At 65.0% G+C, this 20,780-nt stretch carries 14 protein-coding genes and 2 pseudogenes; 3 read left to right on the forward strand and 13 right to left on the reverse strand.

Features of this window, described 5'->3' with window-relative positions:
- Positions 1 to 52: 52 nt before the first annotated feature.
- Complete coding sequence (locus AB0M26_RS19625; protein WP_365262607.1) at positions 53 to 982, reverse strand: FAD-dependent oxidoreductase; 930 nt, start codon at positions 980 to 982, stop codon at positions 53 to 55.
- Positions 983 to 1,711: 729 nt separating this feature from the next.
- On the opposite strand from AB0M26_RS19625, the gene AB0M26_RS19630 reads away from it, so the two are divergent.
- Entirely contained in the window at positions 1,712 to 2,551 is an 840-nt protein-coding gene (locus tag AB0M26_RS19630; protein WP_365262610.1) for an IclR family transcriptional regulator, read from the forward strand.
- Between the two features lie 1,038 nt (positions 2,552 to 3,589).
- Here AB0M26_RS19630 and AB0M26_RS19635 read toward each other — a convergent pair.
- Positions 3,590 to 4,846, reverse strand: a complete 1,257-nt coding sequence (locus AB0M26_RS19635; RefSeq protein ID WP_365262613.1) for an AGE family epimerase/isomerase — start codon at positions 4,844 to 4,846, stop codon at positions 3,590 to 3,592.
- A 128-nt stretch (positions 4,847 to 4,974) separates the two neighbouring features.
- Between AB0M26_RS19635 and AB0M26_RS19640 the strand changes: the two genes are divergently transcribed.
- Positions 4,975 to 6,177 (forward strand): MFS transporter, encoded by a 1,203-nt coding sequence (locus tag AB0M26_RS19640; RefSeq protein ID WP_365262616.1) that lies wholly within the window; start codon positions 4,975 to 4,977, stop codon positions 6,175 to 6,177.
- A gap of 416 nt (positions 6,178 to 6,593) precedes the next feature.
- Here AB0M26_RS19640 and AB0M26_RS19645 read toward each other — a convergent pair whose 3' ends face one another.
- The 4 genes from AB0M26_RS19645 to AB0M26_RS19660 all read right to left on the reverse strand — a co-directional run bounded on the left by AB0M26_RS19645 (position 6,594) and on the right by AB0M26_RS19660 (position 11,557).
- Complete coding sequence (locus tag AB0M26_RS19645; RefSeq protein WP_365262619.1) at positions 6,594 to 7,862, reverse strand: D-arabinono-1,4-lactone oxidase; 1,269 nt, start codon at positions 7,860 to 7,862, stop codon at positions 6,594 to 6,596.
- Positions 7,863 to 8,477: 615 nt separating this feature from the next.
- Complete coding sequence (locus tag AB0M26_RS19650) at positions 8,478 to 9,632, reverse strand: zinc-binding dehydrogenase (RefSeq protein ID WP_365262622.1); 1,155 nt, start codon at positions 9,630 to 9,632, stop codon at positions 8,478 to 8,480.
- 26 nt (positions 9,633 to 9,658) lie between these two features.
- Positions 9,659 to 10,201: a VOC family protein gene (locus tag AB0M26_RS19655; protein WP_365262625.1), complete on the reverse strand. Its 543-nt coding sequence runs from the start codon at positions 10,199 to 10,201 to the stop codon at positions 9,659 to 9,661.
- 213 nt (positions 10,202 to 10,414) lie between these two features.
- The gene (locus AB0M26_RS19660; protein WP_365262627.1) at positions 10,415 to 11,557 is read right to left on the reverse strand and encodes a sedoheptulose 7-phosphate cyclase; all 1,143 of its coding nucleotides are present in this window, start codon (positions 11,555 to 11,557) and stop codon (positions 10,415 to 10,417) included.
- Positions 11,558 to 11,814: 257 nt separating this feature from the next.
- Here AB0M26_RS19660 and AB0M26_RS19665 point away from each other — a divergent pair, with 257 nt between their 5' ends.
- The gene (locus tag AB0M26_RS19665; protein WP_365262630.1) at positions 11,815 to 12,213 is read left to right on the forward strand and encodes a hypothetical protein; all 399 of its coding nucleotides are present in this window, start codon (positions 11,815 to 11,817) and stop codon (positions 12,211 to 12,213) included.
- Positions 12,214 to 12,556: 343 nt separating this feature from the next.
- Here AB0M26_RS19665 and AB0M26_RS19670 read toward each other — a convergent pair whose 3' ends face one another.
- The 7 genes and pseudogenes from AB0M26_RS19670 to AB0M26_RS19700 form a co-directional block, all read right to left on the reverse strand.
- Entirely contained in the window at positions 12,557 to 13,348 is a 792-nt protein-coding gene (locus tag AB0M26_RS19670) for an SDR family oxidoreductase (protein ID WP_365262632.1), read from the reverse strand.
- Positions 13,349 to 14,791: 1,443 nt separating this feature from the next.
- Positions 14,792 to 16,471, reverse strand: coding sequence for a PucR family transcriptional regulator ligand-binding domain-containing protein (locus tag AB0M26_RS19675; protein ID WP_365262635.1), 1,680 nt, complete (start codon positions 16,469 to 16,471; stop codon positions 14,792 to 14,794).
- 1,217 nt (positions 16,472 to 17,688) lie between these two features.
- A complete protein-coding gene (locus AB0M26_RS19680; RefSeq protein ID WP_365262638.1) occupies positions 17,689 to 18,177 on the reverse strand; it encodes a carbonic anhydrase in 489 nt (162 codons plus the stop codon).
- 666 nt (positions 18,178 to 18,843) lie between these two features.
- Positions 18,844 to 19,125 carry a hypothetical protein gene (locus AB0M26_RS19685; protein ID WP_365262641.1) on the reverse strand — a complete coding sequence of 94 codons (282 nt, stop codon included), beginning with the start codon at positions 19,123 to 19,125 and terminating at the stop codon, positions 18,844 to 18,846.
- A 28-nt stretch (positions 19,126 to 19,153) separates the two neighbouring features.
- A pseudogene (locus AB0M26_RS19690) lies at positions 19,154 to 19,366 on the reverse strand (transposase); the annotation flags it as partial.
- Between the two features lie 58 nt (positions 19,367 to 19,424).
- Positions 19,425 to 20,174: a hypothetical protein gene (locus AB0M26_RS19695; RefSeq protein ID WP_365262644.1), complete on the reverse strand. Its 750-nt coding sequence runs from the start codon at positions 20,172 to 20,174 to the stop codon at positions 19,425 to 19,427.
- A 257-nt stretch (positions 20,175 to 20,431) separates the two neighbouring features.
- Positions 20,432 to 20,729 (reverse strand): annotated as a pseudogene (locus AB0M26_RS19700) (transposase family protein); the annotation flags it as partial.
- Positions 20,730 to 20,780: the final 51 nt, after the last annotated feature.

Below are 20,780 nucleotides of genomic sequence, written 5' to 3' on the forward strand. Positions count from 1 at the left end.
GGCCCGCTCGCGACGGGCGGCTGCCTCCGTGTGGGCCCCGGTGCGGGCCTTTCTAGACCGTGCACATGCTGCCGGTGACCGAGCGAGTGCCATCGATGATGGCGTCTTCCAGTGTGCGGGGTGCCACCGCATCTCCGACCCGTACGATGCCGGGCCGCCCCCGCAGTCGTGACCACAAGTGACTCTCCGGCGCTCGTGCTGCGGCCACCACGATGGCCCCCAGCCGGGAGTCGAGGGGGTGGGTGCGTCCTGAGTGGACATGCCGTATCACCGCGGGAGAGGTGGCCGAGGGGATCACCAGTTCCTGTCTGGGCAGCACCCGCACCCCCAGTGCCGTCAGACGTGTGCGGAAGGCGTCCTGCTCGCAACGCCGCAGCCAGTGGCCGGGAGTTTCCGAGGCGGTCGCGAGAGTGACGGCATAGCCATGGGTTGCCAGGATTTCCGCGGCATCCAGAGCTGACCATTCCCCTTCCCGATCCAGGACCAGCACCGACCCGATCAGGGGGGAGGGCCGGGCTATCGCAGTCCAGGCGTCGAGGGTGACAGCCCGGCCCGGCACCCTGACGGGATGGCCTGCGCGCGCGCCGGTTGCTATCACCACCCGGTCATAGCCTGAGCAGTCTTCCGCCTTCACGGTGGTGTTCATGCGGACGTCGACGGCGCGTGACTGGAGTTCGGTGTGGGCCCAGCCGAGCCAGCGCTGCCACAGCGTGCGGCGCGCCGCGGAGGAACCGGCAAGGACCAGCTGGCCGCCCAGGCGGTCTGTGGATTCCGCGAGGATCACGCTGTATCCCACCCGTGCCCCAGCTGTGGCCGCGGCCACCCCGGCCGGCCCGCCACCGACCACCAGCAGCCGACGCGGACGCCGGGCTGTCCGGTGCGGCCCGGACGCCGGAAGCCGCCGTGCATAGGCAGCCTCCCAGGCGGCCGGTCGGCGTCGGTCCACAATCGCTTGCACCTCCGAAGGCTTCACGCGCGCCACCTTCCCGAGGCGCGTACGACCGGACCGGCCATGACGGCTTGCACCACGGCGGCGGCCGGGAGACCCTCCACAAAATGATCAAGACTCGGATGTTCGTTGTTGCTCATCCCGCAAGTGCCTCGCGCTCAGCCAGTCGACCTGCGTGAGGCCGAGCATCTCTGAAATCAGCCGAATATCCGCAGCGTCGGTTCGCTGCGCGCCGGCGACCGTGACAATGGTGCGGGCGTGCTCGGGCGCGCTGCAGCCGCGCTGATTGAATTCAGATTGTCCAAGCGCGGTTCCGTCTTGACGGGAGAGCGGGAAGGGCGCCGGTCGCCTGCGGTCATAAGACAGCCTTCTTCCAGGAAAACGTAGGGGCAGCCGCCGGGACAGCGGCGCTCAAGACGTGAACCGTTGCGCCATCATGTCTCGCGCTACGTCTCCTTGAGGCCTTGGCGTCCGAAAGGTCTGCTACATGTCAGTTACGGCGACGTTAGATGTGACCAATCAGTAGAACAATTGCTGTTGTTCAAGTTGCAATCAGGATTTGTGCTGAGGCAAGAGGAACACCAGGCCCCGCGAGAGGCTCCATTCCACCACGCCCTTTGTTACCTTCAGTATCTGTTTGCGTATGCCCCGTAATCATGGGCCCGTGTGTGGAGCAATCTCTTGCCGGTGGATGCCGTGTGGTACGAGCGGTACTCTTGACATCCTGAGTTGCCGGATATGCAACGAAAGGGGTTGCCCGCGATGAGTGGACGCACGGCCACGGGGCTGCGGCGCGACCTCGAACTGCTGGAAGTGCTGAGCAGTCCAGAAGCCATTCGCGGGCCCGGCCTGAGCGTGACCCGCATCGCCGAACTGGCGGGGCGTGAGAAAAGCCAAGTCTCCCGTGCTCTCGCCGGAATGCGAGAGGAAGGGTTGGTCGACCGGGATGCTGACACCCTGGCTTACCGGTGCGGCTGGCGCCTCTACGCCCTGGCAGCATCCACCGGTGAGAGCAGGCTGGTGCATACCTCGGGCGTGCATTTGCGTCGCCTTGTCGCCCAGCTCAGGGAAACGGCACACCTCTGTGTGCTGCGCGGTGGGGACGTCTTGACGTTGCTGACCGAACCCTCCGAGCATGCCTTCCGCAGTCTCGGATGGGAGGGGCTGTCCGCACCTGTGGCCCAGACCTCCTCCGGACGGGTGCTGATCTCAGACTGGGACGAACCTGCCGTACGGGGCTTCTTCAGCGACGAGATGCTCGCCCAAGCCCCCGCCCAGCAGCGTCTCCGCACGGTCGATGAGCTGCTCAACGAACTGCATCACATCAGGATTACCGGCTACGCCAAGATCGACGGTGAACTTGAGGAAGGCCTGGTCGGCGTCTCAGCTCCCGTACGGGACTACCGCGGCCGCCTCATCGCCGCCATCAACGTCGGTGCACCTCGTGGCCGGATGCGGGACCGGCTGGACGCTGCGGGGCGCCTGACGATGCGCTGTGCCGCCCAGCTCTCCCGGGCGCTGGGCTACACCGGAGCCATGGTCGGCGAAACCGCACAACCGCACCCGCGTGTCCGCCGGCCCGGGCCACTGGCGGGATCGTAGCCCCGGTTCGGCCTTGGACCTCCTGCTCGGGATGGATGAGCGCCTCGTCGCAGGGTCTGCGGGCGTTACAGGTGCCGCCTCCCTTTCGGCCGGCCGTACCACGGCGCCGGCGTCACGGGCCGAATGAGATGACGTCCAGGCGGCCCGACCGTGCTCACGGCCGCAAGGACCGGCAACCGCGCCCGGAAATGAGGCGGCGATCATGGCGGTCATGACGGCCTTCGTAGCCATGCCTGCCGGGGCCGTGCGTCCTGCGGTCAGCTGACGGAGCGGGCGCGGCCGGGAGCGCGCGGTTCTTGGCCGGCACGGGAGCCACCGCGCGCGAGCGCCGCCGCGCGCGAGCGCCGCCGCGCGCGAGCGCCGCCGCGCGCGAGCGCCGCCGCCCAGCGATGCGGGCGGCAGCCAGTCGCTCAGTCTGCAGGTTCGTTGGATAACACCCATCGACGCCCGGCCGACGCGTTCGACGGACTCGAGGCCCTTGCGGGCGATCCGGGCTGCGATTGCCCCAATAGCGATTTTCGCGTCTCCTGTGGCATTGGGACCGCAACGGCTTCAGAGCCTGGCTGTCGCGGGTGTTGGCCGGGGAGAGTCCGATGCGCGGGGTCAGTCTGTCCGCGTCGGACATGGCATACATCCTGGAACCTCGCTCATCCAGGCGACGGACCCTCCAAGTTCGCCCCCGTAGGCGCGGACAGCCGAGGACCTGTGCGGGAGAGGCCGACCAACTCCTCCTCGTCCAGGAGCTGATGAACCTTCTTCCGCAGTCGGTACCAGAGAAACCTGAGATGGCAAACCGGCGATGCACGATCGACTTCGCCCCCCGGCGCGCAGGACGTGCCCGCCCGTACACCCGCCGAATACGCAGATGTCGCCGCGAAGACCGCCTGATCATTGATGTTCGCCCCCGCCCCCCTGCGGCCGCACACGGCCCGGCGGCAGCAAGGGCTTCGCGATCTCCCACAGCCCGTCCGGAACGGGTATTCCCACCCAGTAATCCCAGTGCACTACCAAGGGGCAACAGCTATGCAGGGCACGGGCTCAGGTGATGATGCGGTCCAGGCGCGCGATAGTCTCCAGAGCTGACCGGCCACTGTGATAGGCGCCTTTCCATACGCTTCCGATCGTATCGTTCAGAATGGTTCCGTCGCGACTGGCGAGCATCCTCCATTCGCCGACGTCAGGGGCGATAAGATGCTCTTGCGTGAAGTTCCAGACGCTGACGAAAGCATCAAGGTAGCGTGTATCGCCGGTGAGTTCATAACAATCGAGAAAGCCGACGAGGGCTTCTGCTTGTTGCCACCATTCCTTGTCCTGGTCCGTTGCAGCACCCTGGTGCGGACCCTCGCGGAATATCCCGCCGTAGATAGGGTCCAGTCCGTAGGCGAGCGCATGCTCTCCGAGGCGAGCGCGAATTCGGTCGTCCACCGGTTCACCGAGGACTTCTGCCGCAGCCCCTAGGAGCCAGCAGAGTTCAAGGTTATGACCATATGAGGTCACATCCTGTGTCTCTCGGTGTTCGCCGGCGCGTTCCGCCCCCCAGGTGTGAGCGACGGGAGCGGTTCTCTGCGGCAGAAAATCGTCGGTTGTCTGGTTCCTGCCTGCGCCGCTGTCCTTGTCAACGAAACGCGAACTGATCAGCCGGACGGTTTCTCGCAAGCGTCGGCGATGCTTCTGGGAACCCGTGACCTTTGCAAGTTGCGAGAAGCTTTCCATCATGTGCAGGTGAACGTCGAGGCTCTTCCCTGGTCCTTCCGGGTGCCAGTCCTGTGAAAAGTTCTCGTGGTAGCCGCCGTTCAGTATGTCGGCTGCTATCACATGGCACAGGTCAAAGGTGGCCTCTGCCAGCTCGAGGGCCTGAGTATCACCACTCACCGATGCGTACATGCTCAAACCGTAGATGGCAAAACTCTGGGCATACAAAGTCTTGGCAGGGTCCAGCGGCTTTCCATCCCTGGTGGTACTCCAGCGGAAGCCGCCGTACGCTTCGTCCCAGAAATTCTTCCGCAGGAAATCGACGCCCTGGAGAGCCTGTTCGAGCAAAGAGCCAGCATCTGCTGGACGGTGCTGTGCAAAAGCCGAGAATGCCCAGATCATTCTTGCCTGAGTTATCAGGTATTTCTTGCTGTTTGCACCCAAATTCCCGTCGGCGTCAAATTCCGTCAGGTAGCCGCCGTGTTCAGCGTCCACGGCCCTCGAACTCCAGAAAGGCACGATTCCTTCATCCAGGAGGGAGGCGACTTCGGTGTGGATGCGACGCAAATTGGCGTCGGGCAGGGCTGCTTGTGTGTCCGTCATCGTGGTGCTCCCCGGGAAGAGTGCATGCTCACGTGCTGACGGGACCATTCTCCATCGGCTGGTCGTGAGCCGCCAGTGCGACCGCACTCCGCGTGCGAGGCGGGCGTGACTGCCGTACCCTCCCCTCTATGGCCTCGCGAATCGATTCCGGCTCGCATCTGCAGAGAGGGGCGGTACCCGTCTTCATGGCTTTTGTGGCCATGGGTTTCGGGGACGCGGTGGGGCCCCTTGTGAGTCTGTCGAAGGAAGAGTTCAACCTGTCCAATACGTCGGCTCAATTGATTCCGTTCACCGGCTACGGGGTTTTCGCGGCGCTTTCTCTGCCGATGGGAATTTTTCAGGGCAGACACCGAAGAAAGTCGTTGGTGCTGGCGGGACTGCTCGTGATGCTGCTGGGGCTGCTCATACCGACGGTCGGCCTCTTCAGTATCGGCACGCTGCTTGTCACCGTACTTCTGATTGGCGCGGGAAACGTCATTCTGCAAGTTTCGGGAAACCCGCTCATGCGGGATGCCTCGCCCCCTGGCGGATATGCCCGCAATCTTTCGTTTGCGCAGTTCTTCAAGGGTATGGGGACCGTGTCGAGTTCGCTGATCCCGGTGGGTGCGACTGTGCTAGCGGGGGCGAGCTGGCGCATCATGTTCCCGATTTATGCAGTCTTCGTCCTGTTGTCCGTCGCGGCGGTTCTTCGTACGCGCATACGGGAGTATGATGCGCCGGGTCGGAGACCGCCTGGCTTTGCATCCACCGTCGCGCTTCTCAGGAAACGGTTCGTAGCGGCCATGGCGCTGAGCATATTCGTTTACATAGGAGCCGAGGTCACAGTAGCCACTCAAACCCCGCTTCTACTGCAGGAGCAGTTCGGTCTCGACGCCGGGCGTATCGGCCTTCTCGGTACAGCCCTGTTCGTTACGGCTCTTACAGCCGGGCGCCTCGTAGGCGGATTCCTCCTTCGCAATTTCCACTCCAATACGGTTCTGCGCATCGGCTGCATTATTTCCATCGCAGGTCTCTTGGGGGTGTACATACCCTCGACGGGGATGGCAATCACCTCTTTGATTTTCACGGGTCTGGGGTTCGCCAACACTTTCCCTCTGATCTTTTCCATCACGATCAGAGCCATGCCGGAATACACGGATGCCCTCTCGGGGCTTCTGCTGACCATGGTCATCGGCGGCGCTCTGCTTCCCTTGGTTGCGGGTTTTACTGCAGATCAGACCGGCTCGGTACCCATGTCGTTCTTGATCCCGCTGGCCGCTTTCCTGTTCATCAGTGCCGTTGCCTTCTCGCCGCTCACTCGCCTTCAAGCTGAGCGCCGGCCCGCGGGGTAGGCGCCTGTCCCTGGACCGCCCGGCTCGGTGGTCCAGCGGCCGGTCCTGCCGCGGTACAGTCCTGAACCCTCAGCACGGGAAGCGGGCACATGCTGGCTCACCGCTCATTGAACGGTGCGCCGCTGTGGCACTCGCTCCTGGCGACGATCGTCGTCAGGGGCGCGCGGACGGTGCCGCGGTGCGAGAACGATTGCCGTGGCAAGAACGGCCCTCACGGTGACGCCCGGTCTCACGGCGATGCCGGAACCGAGACGCTGTGCCCGGCATGCACGTGATCCGTCACTGATCGGACTTCCGCGCAGACTCTCGGTTGCTTCTCCCGTGCACGGCGCGGGTCCTGGTTGCCGCATCCGACGCTGCTGGAATTCCAGGGCCGAGGGCCAAATTGAGGAGAGGGCGGCCCGGCTTCGGCGCAGTCACCCGCGGGGGAAGATCCGGTCGATCATCGCGTTGCGGAACAGGCCCTCCGGGTCGTAGTCGTCGAGCAGTCGGCGGAAGTCGTCCCACCGGGGGTAGAGGCCGGCCACCGTTCCTGGCGCCATGCCGAATACCTTCCCCCAGTGGGGCCGCGCCGCCAGGGGGCCGAGCGCTTCCTCCACGGAACGTACAGCCGCATTGACTGCCACCGGATCCGATACCCATGTGAGGTGCACGGCCACGCTGTCCCGCCCGTAGGCCGGTGACAGCCAGCACGGGTCCATCGCCACCGATCGCACCTCCACCGTCAACAGCAGCGGGGAGATTTCCGGGGCGATGCGCGCCACGGCTTCCAGCGCACGCCCTCCGTCCTCGACGGGGATCAGGTATTCCGACTGGAGTTCGTCCCCTGTCGCCGGGGCGAACCCGGCGCGGAAGTGGGGCAGTCGTTCGAACCAGCGGCCCGGCCAGCCCAGTTGAGGTGTGCAGTTCGCCGCGGGGTAACCGGCCACGGGGTGCCGTTCCTCATGTGCCGGGGCAGCGCCCGTTCCAGAGAGGTCCCACCACTCATCGGGCACTCGGCGTTTCACCCATACGTCCGCTGTCGGGCCGAGCGGCCAGAACACCGAGACGCTGTAGCCGGCACCCAGCACTTCGCTCAGTCGCTCGACGAGCACCGGGAAGGGCAGCCCCTCGAAGACGTACTGCTCGACGTCGAAGCTGTCCACCACCCGCATCACCATTTCCACGACCAGGCCGAGTGCGCCGAGCGACACCACGACCCCGTCGAAGCTGTCATCCCCTCGCCGGACGCGTCGTTGGCAGCCGTTCCCCGCGATCATCAGGACCTCGTCGACCTGTGCCCCGACGCACGCGTTTCCCCAGCCCGACCCGTGCGTCCCGGTGGCGCAGGCGCCCCCGAGAGAGATGTGCGGGAGCGACCCGAGAACGGGTAGAGCGCATCCCCAGGCATCCACGACGGGGCAGATCTCGCCGAATGTCAGTCCGGGGCCTATCCGGGCGCCCACAACGGTGCCTGCGTCCCCCTTGACCGGTTCGCACAGCCAGGGCAGTTCCCGCAGCGACACCAACACCCCCCGGGTGTCACCCACCGGCGAGAACGAGTGGCCCCGGCCCATCCCCCGCACTCCGCCCGGTCCGGCAGCGCGCACGAGTTCCTCCACGTCACTCACCGACCCTGGTGAGGCGGTCCCTGTTGCCTTGTACCGCACGTTCCCTGCCCAGTTCGACAGGCTGGTCTCACTCATGGCACGGAGTTCCTCTCTGCTCCTCGCGCGTTGTCGGCCGACATCGTGCTGCTCCGTCCGGGACCTGGCTCAGCGGGACCCGGGACCTCCTTCCCCCACCACCTTGCGGGCCGGCTCGTGGCCTGAGGACAAACGGGCGTGGGAGTCTCGCCGACAGGGTCGCGGAAGCGTGCGCCGACGACAGCTGCGGATCTGCCACCGCCGCCGTGCGGCAACGCGGGGAACTTCTTCGAGAGGACCACGAGAGAGTGTGGCGGGATCCGTGCCCCTCCTCGTCCCCGCAGCCCGCCGGCATGTCCCATAGCTCGGCTGACCATGACCGGGGCCGGGCGAGGCGTTGTGGCACGTAGCGTCGCTGGCGAAGCCGGAGGCCGAGCGGTTCCACATCCCCGGGTGTCTGGCACGTCCAGCGGCGCCGGCGTCTGCCTGGGGCACCCCCTGAGCGAGGCAACCGGTCGAGGCGCGGTCACGGTGGCCTCATGGGCGATGTCCCGGCGCGTGCCGAACGGGTTGGAAGGGGCGCCACGTCCCCGCGGGGGCTGGCCGGAGCGGTCCCTGCCGGCGGACGCCCAGGGGTAGCAGCCCTCGGCGGCGGGGGTGTGCTGGCCACGGACTTCACTTCCCGGAAAGGACCAGCTTGACGACGTCGCCCGACAACGCGTCGAGGGCGGCACCGGCCTCCCGGATCGGGTAGATGCCGGTGATCAGTTCTTCGAACCGCAGGGTCCGGTCGGAGAGCAGGGCAATCGCCTCCGCGTAAGAACGGGGAGGGTTGTAGGTGACGCCGAGCAGCCTGATGCTGGCCTGGCATATATCGCGAGCAGGATCGACAGGGATGACGGTGCCGCTGGAGACGACGTTTCCGACTTCCACCACGGTGCCCAGCCGCCGCACGGCGCCTATCGCCTCGGCCAGTGAGAGGGGACTGTTCGTGGCGTCCACAACCAGGTCAGCACCTCGTCCGCCGGTGAGATCGAGGATCCTCCGGCGGCGTTGGTCCAGGTCGAATTCATTCCTGTCCAGCACGAGATCGGCGCCCACCCGCTCGCCCGCGGCCAAGCGCCGGGGCCGGGAACCGGACACCACGACGGTACCGACGCCGCTCCGGCGCAGGACGAGGGCAGTAAGGAGCCCGACCGTCCCCAGGCCCAGGACGAATGCGGTGGAGTCCGCGGTGAGGACCTCATCCCACGCGCCGGACGGGGTGCGCGTCACGTCCACGGAGCGCACCGCGACAGCGAGGGGGTCCAGCAGAGAGGCGACAGCCGGCGGTAGTGCGTCCGGAACACGCCAGAACCACGTGCCGTCGCGGACCAGTACGTGGTGGCCGAAACCACCGGTCAGTCTCACTTCGGCGGGGCCGCCCGTGTCCCCGGGGGCAGCGCCGATCGCTTCGGGTGGTATGCCGTAAACGAAGGCCTGGGAGCAGGTAGTGGCTGCGGGGCCGAATCGTCGGCAGCCCCAGCAGCGACCGCAAGGCACCCAGGGAAAAAGCGCGACGGTGTCGCCCACGCCCACCTTGGTTCCTGCGGCATCACATCCTGCGAACCCTGGGCCGCCGGCTGTGATCCGGCCGACGATCTCGTGGCCCAGAACGAGGGGGCGGGCAGGTGTCATGCCGACGAAGTGCACATCGCTGCCGCATATGCCGTTGGCGGCCAGCTCGAGGAGGAGTCCCCCCGCCGGTGGTGCCTCCAGCGGGAGTTGTTGCCATTCGAGCCGGTGCGGACCGGTCCAGACCGCGGCACCGGAGGTCTCGCTGTGCGTCATGTGCGCCATGCCTTGGAAGGCCCCTATCAGGGGGTACGGGTCTGTGCTGGGGAGGCTCCGTCCGGGGGCCAGAGGCTCGGGAAGCCCCGCTCGTCGTGGTAGGGCGGCCGGCCGTCGTCCTTGACGATGGGTTGGGGCAGGCCGGCGACGTACTCCAGGCGGATGCCGTGCAGGTGCTGCTTCTCGGTGAACCACAGCAGGATCTTGCCTTGCGGCCCATCCAGAGCCATCCCGTCGCAGCCGACTCCCTGTTCACCGAGTTCCCGCAGGCGCCCCTCCACGTCGGGGTAGTCCATAAACCCCAGGTGATGGATTCCTTCGCCCTGGGCGGCCGAGTGGGTCCCCTCACCGCAGAACTCCATGAGCTCGATGAACGGCGGTCCTTCACGCGAGAAGCAGATGCGAGCGTCATGGAAGTGCGGCTCGGGACTGGAGTGGTCCACGTAGAAGTCAGTGCGGTACCGAGCCACTTCGCTGAAGGTGTAACCGGTGCCCACAGACCATCGTTCGATGGCATCCTCCAAGTCTGCGACCAGCACCCCCACATGGTGGATAAGGGGAGCGCTCAACGCGGATCACCTCCCGCCTTCTGCGTCGATGAGTCCTCTTAGGACGTCATCGGTCCCACAGAGACCCTTCGGCCGTGGTCCCTGCCCGACGAGCTGGGGCGGAGGAAGAATTCCTCCCAGGGACCACCGGCCCAGGTCCGCTCGGCCCGATATCGGTAAGCCAGCTCTCGGGCGACTACGGGCCGGGCGTCGGCACCGACGATTATGTTCACGTCACTGTTTCCGCATCATCTGCGCGGCCTCTTCGACCTCGTGGTCGGTGAGATCCTCGACGAACACGGTGCTGCCGATGCCGGTGAGGAGCGCCAGGTGCTGGGCACCGCCGCGGTGACGCATGGTGTCGGCAAAGGCCGATTCGAGCAGGCCGGCATCGAAGAACATCTCGTGGGTCGAGTGAAGCCCGAGGCCGCGAATGCAACCGGCGATGCGGTCAAAGTCGCGTTCCGCCAGCAATCCACGATTCACCGCGAGCGCAGCGCAGAAGAGGCACCCCATGGCGACGGCCTCACCGTGGAAGAGCGCCGGCAGGGACCGCATCTCGACAGCAGGGGAGAAGGTATGACCGTAGTCGACGATACGCCGAAGGTCCTTCTCCCAGAGATTCTTCTGCAGCTCCTGCGCCATGCCCGTGATGGCGCGGTGCATGACCTCACGCCCGGGTTCACGCTCGCGGGTGAGGGGACCGGTGTCCTGGCAGCGTTCTTGCACCAGTACCGGTCCGAACTCCTCAAGCAGTCGGAACAGTTGTGGATCCTTGACGAGCGCCATCTTCAGGACTTCCCCCATGCCGCTGCGGACCTGCCGTTCGGGGAGGGTAGCTATGAAGGCCCGGTCGATGAGGGTGAGCGGCGGGGGGTGGAAGGTGCCGAGCCGGTTGCGGTAGCCCTCGAAGTTCACCCCGTTCTTGGCGGAGACGCTGCCATCGATCTGGCCGAGAAGTGTGGTGGGCACGCGGACATAGGGGATGCCTCTCCGGTAAAGCGCGGTTGCCATTCCGACGACGTCCTGGAGGACGCCGCCGCCCATGGCAATGGGTGGCGTCCCGGCTCGTTCGGTGCCGATCTCGTTGAGGCGGCTGTCGATGCGGAGCACGTTCTCGATGGTCTTGTGCTCATCGCCCGCAGCCATGGTCATGTAGTTCATCGGGGTATCAGTCGCGGCGAAGTAGTCGCGTACCCGAGATCCGAAGAGATCTTCGACGACTTCGTCCAGGACGGCGAGCCGTGCGGAGTGTGCCTCGCCTCCCCCCGGAATTTGCCGGAGCAGAGAGTTATCAGGGTCGAGGAGGTCCGTCGTCTCCACGACCTCGAACTCGACGTCCTGGGACGTGCGAATATTCCAATGACCGAGATCCATCTCGTTCCTCCTCAGTCACTACACTCAACATCACGCTACGCCTGTCGAATGGCCCTCGCGCGACGCGAGGACATGGGGAACCTGTCCGAAGCGTTGACTGTCATCGACACAACTTGAGGGCTCGGCGGGGGGGGGGCGTAAGATTTGCGGTGCCGAGCACTCCGCCGGCCGACGAATTCCTGTGGCGCTCAGCCGCAGAGCCGGAAGCGACCCAGCGCACCGCGGCACCGCGCCACCCCTCCCCGAGGAGGGTTCCTGTGCTGTACGCCGTCCTGTATCCCGAGTCGCGCTACCAGGGCAAGAGTTTTGCCGCTTCATACACCGGGCCCCGCGTCTATGGCCTCAGCGGCCTCGGCCTGCCCCGGATCTGTTCAGTCCGGGTGCCGGACGCCCGGTCGGACGGAGTTCTCGGCACCGTGACCTACGGCATGTACGTGTGGGAGCAACGCCCGCATCACCTCCTTCCCACCGAGCACGAAATCGGCATGACATGCCTGCGCATTACCGAGGACGTGCCCGATCTCGGTGAGTGGAGCGGCCGCGCACGCTATGTGGTGTTGTACATCGCATCGAGCGTCAGCCCACGGATGTGCCACACGAACGGCGCCTTCCGCGGAGCCGACCTGCCGATCGTGGAGAGTTCTCACCCGCACTGAGCCTTGGGCAAAGGGAACGAGCAACCCAGGAGTTCCGCAGGAGACCGGTCCACGAGAAGGTGCCCTCCTCGAGGGCCGCGCTCCGTGCAGACCTGACCGCTGGACTGAGCACCCCCGGCATGAACGGTCTCTGCCGTGGATGAGCAGGGCCAGCTGGCGTCACCCCTTACCTCACGCCTGGCACCGCCTGCGAGGACCCGCCTGCGATCCGCTCTGGAATTCCCGGCCGTTCCGGCCGCAACGGCTCGATCCGCGCCCCCGTGCGCATCACTACGGCGCACCCGGACCGCGATCAGGTGACCGGCCCTTGCGACCGCAACGCGCCGGCGACGCATTCCCGCGCTCAGGGAATGATCGTGGGAATGGCCCCGCCATCCACGCGGAGGGCAGCACCCGTAGTGGCTGAGGAGGCGTCGGAGCCTACGTAATGAACCAGGTTGGCCACTTCGGCAGGCCGGCTGAAGCGTTGAATGAGCGATGTGGGCCGGTAGGAGACGAAGAACTCCCGCTCGGCTTCCTCGAAGGTCATCCCGTCATAAGTGTTGGCGATGAACTCCTTGGCCCCGGGAGTGAGGGTGGGGCCGGGTAGCACGCAGTTGACTGTGACACCGGTCCCGGCCACTGCCATGGCGAAGCCACGGGATACGGCCAGCTGAGCAGCCTTGGTCATGCCGTAGTGGATCATTTCCCGCGGAGTGAAAACGGAGGACTCGCTGCTGACGAATACCACCCGCCCCCAACCGTGTTCAACCATGCGCGGCGTGTAGTAACGGGTAAGTCGTACTCCGCTGAGCAGGTTCACTTCGAAGAGACGCCGCCATTCGTCATCGCTGATCTCGAAGGCGGGAGCCGCCAGGTAGATGCCGACGTTGTTAACCAGAACATCCACATCCGGAACAGCGGATTTCACGGCGTCTGTCCCCTCAGCAGTGGACACGTCGCCCGGGGCGGGGAAGACCTCCCCCGGAACGACCCCCAGTGCCGCACGGATGCGGTCTGTTGCCGCCCCGGTCCGTTCCTCGTCACGCCCATTCACGGCAACCCGGTGGCCGTCTCTGGCGAACGCCTCGACGATGGCCTCGCCTATGCCGGACGTTGATCCAGTCACCAAAACGGTGCGAGGAAGAGCAGACATTGCGGACTCCTCGGGATGTTGGAGGACCGGGTGGCAGCGGTGACGCACTATGGACCATGTCGCGTGGAGGGCCACAACGATTCGTCGGTCTCTTCCAAAACGCGGGGAGATACCTGCCCCGCTCAACCACCCTCTGTGGGTTCCCACTTTAACGTGCACGCCAACGTCGTGACCTGTGCGCTGGTATGCGGGCCGCCCCAGACCCCCGTATCCGCGTCCCGTCGCGGAAACGTCCCGCTGGAGATTCCCATTTAGATGTCAAGCGGCCCGAGTGTCGGACTGTATGACGTCGTAATACAGTCCGTTACGCAGCAGGGCCCATAGGACGCTGCCACGGCGCTGGGCGAGGGCTATCACAGCTTCGATATGACGCTTCCCCCTTCTGCCACCTTCTCCCGGCAGCATTTCGCAGAGCTCGCGAATCCCTGCCACCAGCACAAGGAACCGCCGCGGCGCTCTGGCGCTGCGGCCGGTCTTGGAGCTTGATCGTCCCGGTCCTGTCCCGGTTCGCCGGAGACGGTATGTGCTGCAAGGAAACAGGCTTGTAGGAGGTAATCGCCGTCCGCTTCTGGCAGGCCTACTTGAGGCCATCGGCGTACGCCTTGATCGCGTTCGTTGATCCGCCGAACGCCTCACATAGGCCAGAAAACGGCTTCACCGAACCGACCGGCTGCATGCCGTTCCCCGGTGGCGTCCACGCTTCCGCCAGGGCCCCGCACCCGCTGTAGGCGCAGCGCCCCACGCAGCGCCACGCGTGCTTTCGGCTTGCCGCGTCGTCTGCGCGACGAGAGGCAGAGGTCATTAGGGATCCGATGTGTGTTCCCTACGTGCACTGTGGTGCAATGACAGGACGGACCGTTTTACCGCCCAGTTGGTCAGGGTAGCAACGAAGGTCCTGGCACAGGGTGGCCACTATGTGCAGCCCGTAATCGCCGCACGCCGGTGGATCATTGGGGAGCGAGGCATCTGCGGCGGGACGGCAGGGTGGAATGTTCGGTATACCGCCCAAGCCTACGAACTGCGAAAACCCATGGACAACAGCGGTTGTCCCCATTGCACCACGCTCTTGCGTCCGTCCACTCCTCTCCACAGGCAGCCGAGAGTAGACGGTCCCACACCAGGTGGTCTCACCCCCTGACACCAGAGATGACAACTGCTTCGCCAGGCACAACAAGACGCAGAACCGGCAAGACAACGGAAGGTGCGCACGGAAGTTGGATCACCGCGTCGTGCTGGAATGCGAGAGCCGGTGACGCATGACCGGACCTTCTCCAAGGTGGACCGGGCGTTACCGTCGATGCAGGCCTGTCTTGACGTACGGGACGGGCGCCAAGCCTCTCCATGTCCGGGCGAGGCTGAACGCCTCGCGGGCGCCGTAAGCCGGGGCGAGGTCCCGACACCGCGGTGAAGCACGATCTTGCGGTGGGGTACGTGCGTTACCGGTTAGCGCGCCATGGTCTCGCGTGCTTGGATCGCGACCTGCAGTGCCAGGCGTGTTTGCGGGTCACCGAGGTCTGCAGCGAGAATGCGCTTGATCCTGTTCAGCCGCTCGTAGAAAGAGGGGCGGGACATGCAGGATGCCTCAGCTGCGGCTGTTTTGTTGCAGCCGTGGTTCAGGTAGGAGGCCAGAACTTCAGTCAAATGTGTCTGATGCCGTGCATCGTAGGCCAGCAGTGGTCCTATCTCGTGCTCTACATACGCCTGTACCCGCGGGTCGTTCCGAAGCAGGTACAAAAGGCCTCTCAAATGAGCGTCAGGCAAACGGTGATACGTCCGGGGTGGCTCGACGCGCTGGGCACGGCCCCTCTTTTGCATATGCATAGCTGTGTCGGCAGCTTTGACCGCTTCCAGAAGACTGCGCCGGGCGTCGTGAAGTCCGTCGGCCTTCGGACCCGCCGCTACGAGAAGTTCTTCGCTGTCCTTGTGCGGAAACGCCTCTGACGCCGACGTCCTGCTGGGCACCGGAGGCCTGCGCAATTTTGCGCTCAGGAGGTTGAGGATGTGCTCATCGGAGTCACCGGGGTCCAGGGCGATCAGGAGCCCGACGGTCCTGTCTCCCAAGTCTCCCACGAGTGCCGTCAGATGGAGATCACGTACGACCGCTGCCACGTACTCCGTCAGTGCGGGTGAGGGGCCGCTTCTGTGCTGGAGCCATGGCTGCCTGATGACAACGCCGACAAGTTCGTTCCCTTCCAAGGGCACGCCCAGTGCGCCGGCCCGCAGCGAGATGTCTTCAAGCGTGCGCGAGTGCGCACAGAGGGCGGCCAGAATCGAGCTGTGCATCTGCCGCTCCAAACTCCCAAGGTTGCGCATGGTGAGCCTGTTCAGCGCCAGGGTGGAAGCCCCCCGTTCCAGAATCAGCAGGCAGGCGTCAACGAAGCCCCCGGCGTTCTCCTCGAGCTGAGCGGGCAGGAGCATCAGCAGCCGCCCCCAGTCGCTGCCGCGTGCGCCGACCACGGCCGTCGCCCAACCCGACTGCTCGTCGTATGCGATACGAGCATTCGACTCTATCTGGCGCGACCGGCCCTCCCAGTTGCTGATGAGCTCACGCGGGCTGTCCCCGGCGCTGTCGCAGGCAAGGATCTGATGGGCAAGGTTCTCCAGCACCACGGGGGACTGTGACATCCGGGCCATTTCCCGGACGACCTCCGAGGGATCAGCTCCTTCGAGCGCTAGTTCATTGAACGTCCGGTGCACGGCATCGCTGGCATTCAGCAGCTCGAGTCTTTCCTCCACGACCAGGTCATTCACTTCCTTTGCAATATCCGTGCATCGCACACGTTGGTGGAGGGTGATGAGCGGAAAGCGGCACAGTTGTGCAGCACGTGCCATTTGTTGCAGCAGGGCAGGGGAAGAAGTGTCCTCCAGCTGCACCACAAGCCCGCATGCCCCCGCAATCGCCAGTCCTTGAATGTACTCCGAAAGCGCCGTCAGCCTCTCAGGGAACCCAGCACCGGTCGTCAACAGCAACTCACCGCCTCGCAGTGCCTGCGCTGCGTCGACCGCATCAGTGCAGTGAACCCACTGCACCAATTGCCCGAGCCGGTCGGCACCGGCCACCACTTCGGGTGACCCTGACTGAAAAGCCGGGAGGAAGAGCACGTCTTGCAGGGTGACAGACACCTCGGCACGCTCCCCTCAGGACCTGAAGCGGACGGGGCCGGACGTGCGAACAGGCGAATGCATCTCGCATCCGGTCAGTGATGGGGCAAGCCTTGATCACTAGCCGCACGGCCGTCCGATGATTGTTTTGCTGCTGGCGGTCAGCAACGTAGGTGCCTGCCGGAGTGAGCCACAATGCCGATTGGTGCTGCCGCAACGCACTGGGCCGCGCCTGGCCACTAGGACTGACATAACCATGCCCTGTGGCGTGGGACCGGGCGTAGATTCAGTGAAATGATCCATTTATGCACACGGCAGTCGCTGGAGGCAGGTGGGAGCTTGGTTGCCCACATTGCAAAGACTCGAGGGTGGGCCGCAGCGGCTACGGATCTGGGTGGATGACAGGACACGAAGGCATGCCAAAACGGTCTATTTAGCGTGGAGCTGACGCAGGGGAGGGGCCCCCTCCATGACCTACTGCCCTCCCCGGCACTTGCAACGATCGATCCGCGGCAACATCCCCATACCGGGGGCTCGCCCTGCACGGGCGGCGCCATGTGGCGGACGTGCCCCTCCTCTGAACGGTGACCGTCCTGGCTTCCAGCCGCTTCCGCGTAACGACGAGTCGGGTTGCGCCGAGCAATACCAGCGGATACGAGGAGGGCTTGGGGCGGGCTTCGGAAGCGGAAGATGGGGGGCCTGACAGCGGCCCATTCCACGAAGCAAACCGCCGGCCCTGGTTCCTCCAGGACCCGGCCTTGGTACGTGAGCCGGCCTTCGGTCCGATGCCGGCAAAGCACCGCCTGTGACAAACGGTCGGGCAGGGAAATGGTCATCCAGTGCCCACGTCGAGACGGCACCACGAGTACAGCGGTGCCAGAGCGGCCTCATGGGCTGGCGCGCCAAACGAGCGAGCAGGTGGCGATTGCGATCTTCGCCGTGCCCATTGCCGCTGATCGGTAACGCGGCTGACGGGGAGGACACAGGGCCGTCGGTGTTGCCCACGGGGCGTGAACATGATGATGCCGACGGCGTACGCCGTCATGAGCTTCCATACCAGCAGCTGCCGAGGGCTGCCGACAGGCGAGGCTGTGGCCACCAAGTCGCGGGGTCCACGAGAATATGTGGCAAGCCGCGTCCATGAACTGCAGCGACAGGCTTCGGGTGCCGGAGATCAGGGCGATGGAGCTGGGCGGACGACGCAGCAGCTTGGAGGGATGGCTGACATGCGCCCCCGGCTATCGGACCTCGTTGAGCAGGCCCGTGCTGACGTCAAAAACGAAACCGCGTACCGATTCAGTGTGCGGAACGAACGGACTTGACCGGATACGCCCGATGGACTGCCGCACATCTTGCTCGAGATCATCGAACGCCTCCGGAGACCATGGCGGTTTCATGCCGTTCTCGTCGGCAAGCTGCTGCGTGAAGGCGTCGTTCTTAAAAGTGAGCATGCCGCAATCGGAATGGTGCACGAGGGCGATCTCATTTGTTCCCAGCAGATGCTGGCTGATAGACAGTGAGCGAATCACATCGTCCGTGACTACGCCCCCCGCATTGCGGATCACATGTGCCTCGCCTTCCTTGAGGCCGAGCAGGGCATAGACATTCAAGCGGGCGTCCATACAGGCCACCACCGCCACATGCCGGGATGGGGGCAAAGGCAACGGACCTCTGTGCGAGGAAGCGTACTCCCGATTGTTTGACAGGTAGTCATCGGTAACCGTCATCACTACTCATTCCCTTCGTGAAAGAGGTGCTCTGACAGAAGGCCCCTCCGCGCCAGTAGGGCTGGCGGGGACCCTCTTCACCTCGCAGACGCCCGGGCGGTCATGCCATTGCGTAACATCGCCTCACGCTCATTAGGCCACCTCAGTCGCACTCTTGCACCTCCTGCGGGGCGCCGGTCGCCCAATGTCGCCCGCCGCAGCTCAAGCAGCGTGCCCAAAAGGATCTTTCCCTCCCGAGAGGCAATGGGACCAGGAGTCGGCAAGACCTTTGGGCGCTCGCCTGGGGCACGAGAGCCCGGTCTGCACGGTGCGGGGTAGGCCAAGCGGTGGTCGCCGGCGTAGTGCTGTGGTCTGTGCTTCCAGCACTCCGCTCCACGCTGACGGCACCGTGTGCACCCACCAGGTGGCCCAGCGGTGAGCCGCGCGTCCCCGCCTCCGGGTGCACCCGCCGGGCAGGCTACGAAGCCACCTGTCGCAGGCCGTAACTGCTGGTGGAGCGACAGTCACACCCGTCGGCCGACTCATGAGGAGGCATGTACCGCGCACCTCCGCAGCCACCTGGCGGCCGGCCAGTGACTTGCGCAGCCAAAGGCCTTGGCCAGTGCACGTCTGGCGGCGCGGAGCTGCGTTTCTCCCACGCGAGATCGGCCCGGCGCTTCAGGTCCCTCAGTTCACCTGAACGGCGGTGTGCGAGGCCATCAAGGCTTTGCGTCGACGATCGGCCTTCGCGCGGATGTGGCGGAGCCCCCGGCGGCCCCGGGCGGGGGGTGAGCCGACGAGCTTCCGCCAGCCGCTCCCGGGAGCAGCGGAGGCCCTCCGCAAAGGGCGGGCGAGGCGGAGTTGGGTGTGGGTGGCGATGATTAGCCAGGTCCACAGGTCGGCGGTGCGCCGGACGCGGACCTTGGGGACGATCCAGCCCAGGTTCTGCTTGAACGGCGATTCGGCCACGAGGAGGATGTCCGCATCACCCGGCGCACTGCCCGGCGTGCACGAGTCGGACGACGACATCGCGCAGCCGGGCGGCGGTCACCGCCGTGGCATCGTCGGCCGGGCCCAGCCGGATCGCGTTCCACACGGCCGTCCACGGCGTGCGCCCGGCCTCCAGGGCAGCGATGAAGGAGTAGAGCCAGCCGGCGATGAACTGGTCGGCGCTGAGACCTCGGCCGTAGACGTGGCAGAACAGCAGGTCCTGAACCCACGCCCTGGCAGCTGCACGAGGGCCTTCCACATAGCGGCAGGCTTCTGAATCATACGACGAAGTTCGGTCCGCAATCCGCCACCTTGTCCCGGTAGACGAAGTTTCCGGTATTCCCTTCGGGGCTGTTCAGGAATGGGACATCTCCCTCGAAGTCTACCGGGAATGCGTACATCCCCGGCTTGAATGCTTCATGGTTGACGCCAATCGTGACCCACACAATTCCATGGACCCTGGCAACATTGGGCTCCCACTGAAGCCAGCCCTCGTACCCAGGCTTAACCGTGATGCTGCGGGTCTGGTTCTTGGTGTATGTGTATCCATACGACGTTGACCAGTTTTTCTCGACGGAAACGGCGAGGGATCCTCCGCCGGTGAATCCACCCTTGGTCGCGATGCCGTAGTTGATGGTCGCCGTTACGCTTCTGCTTCCACCCTCGGTGAGGGTTTTGCTGACCATATACCCCTCGGATGTGGCGTAGGTTTGATCTCCGCCTCCGCGGCTACAGTTCTTGTCCGGCGTCATGACTTTGGTTGCATGCTTCATCCGCTCCGCGACCGGGAGCTCTTCGCGGCTTTCTTCTATGAACGACGAGACGTGGCACGCATTGTAGCCACCTTTGTAGCCGTTCCTTTCGCAGAATTCTTTCGCGCGCGCGAATTCGGGCATCGACAGGTAGTTCCTGTCCAGCTGGGTCAGGTCGTTGTATGCGGCATGGGCTGATGTTGGCGCAACGAGTGACCCGACTGTCGCCAGTGCGCCGGCGACCACTACATTTGCGAGCGAGTATTTCCTCTGCATGTCACATCTCCAGGGCTGAGTATTGAGCCGCTGACCTCGGCTGCTGTGCAACCTGATCTGGCGTGAACTTTGGCTGGAGTGCGATGATGGAGCATCGTCGGACCGAATGACTATGCCGCGTTTGTAAGCCGACTACTCTCTTTCTTACACTCCGGTCGACGGCCAAGTAATGTCGGGCAGGCTGTCGCGGCGGGCGGATCTCGGTGAGGGCCTGAAAGCGGGGGGCCGCGATGTCGCCCCTGTCTCGCACCGGCCCAAGTGCCGTCGACGATGACGAAGTCATCCTCGCCCAGACCCATCAGGGCCTCGTGGAGGCCCGGCGCCCGGGTGGCCAGGACCTCGAGGGTCTCGTCCACGTACCGCCATGGCGTCTTTTTGAGACACCCCGAATCCTGCTCCTACCTGGGCGAGCGTCTCGTTCTTCCGTAGGTGGATCAGGACGAGCAGAGCCTGCTCGAAGCAACCCAGCTTCCGCCACGGCGAGTTCAATTCACACCTCCGGGCGTAGGTGAGCCAGGAGACACGCTCGACCAGCTCATGCGGGACGTCGAGCATGGAAGGTTACGGAACCAACGGAGCCCGTCGGTGGCCGGTGTGAACCATTCC

Source organism: Streptomyces sp. NPDC051776 (assembly GCF_040681345.1).
In the GTDB taxonomy this organism is placed as follows: domain Bacteria; phylum Actinomycetota; class Actinomycetes; order Streptomycetales; family Streptomycetaceae; genus Streptomyces.

Coding starts and splice junctions, on each gene's coding strand:
- AB0M26_RS19630 (WP_365262610.1), top strand. CDS start 1,712: ATGAGTGGACGCACGGCCACGGGGCTGCGGCGCGACCTCGAACTGCTG.
- AB0M26_RS19635 (WP_365262613.1), bottom strand. CDS start 4,846: ATGACGGACACACAAGCAGCCCTGCCCGACGCCAATTTGCGTCGCATC.
- AB0M26_RS19640 (WP_365262616.1), top strand. CDS start 4,975: ATGGCCTCGCGAATCGATTCCGGCTCGCATCTGCAGAGAGGGGCGGTA.
- AB0M26_RS19645 (WP_365262619.1), bottom strand. CDS start 7,862: ATGAGTGAGACCAGCCTGTCGAACTGGGCAGGGAACGTGCGGTACAAG.
- AB0M26_RS19650 (WP_365262622.1), bottom strand. CDS start 9,632: ATGACGCACAGCGAGACCTCCGGTGCCGCGGTCTGGACCGGTCCGCAC.
- AB0M26_RS19660 (WP_365262627.1), bottom strand. CDS start 11,557: ATGGATCTCGGTCATTGGAATATTCGCACGTCCCAGGACGTCGAGTTC.
- AB0M26_RS19670 (WP_365262632.1), bottom strand. CDS start 13,348: ATGTCTGCTCTTCCTCGCACCGTTTTGGTGACTGGATCAACGTCCGGC.
- AB0M26_RS19680 (WP_365262638.1), bottom strand. CDS start 18,177: ATGACGGTTACCGATGACTACCTGTCAAACAATCGGGAGTACGCTTCC.
- AB0M26_RS19695 (WP_365262644.1), bottom strand. CDS start 20,174: ATGCAGAGGAAATACTCGCTCGCAAATGTAGTGGTCGCCGGCGCACTG.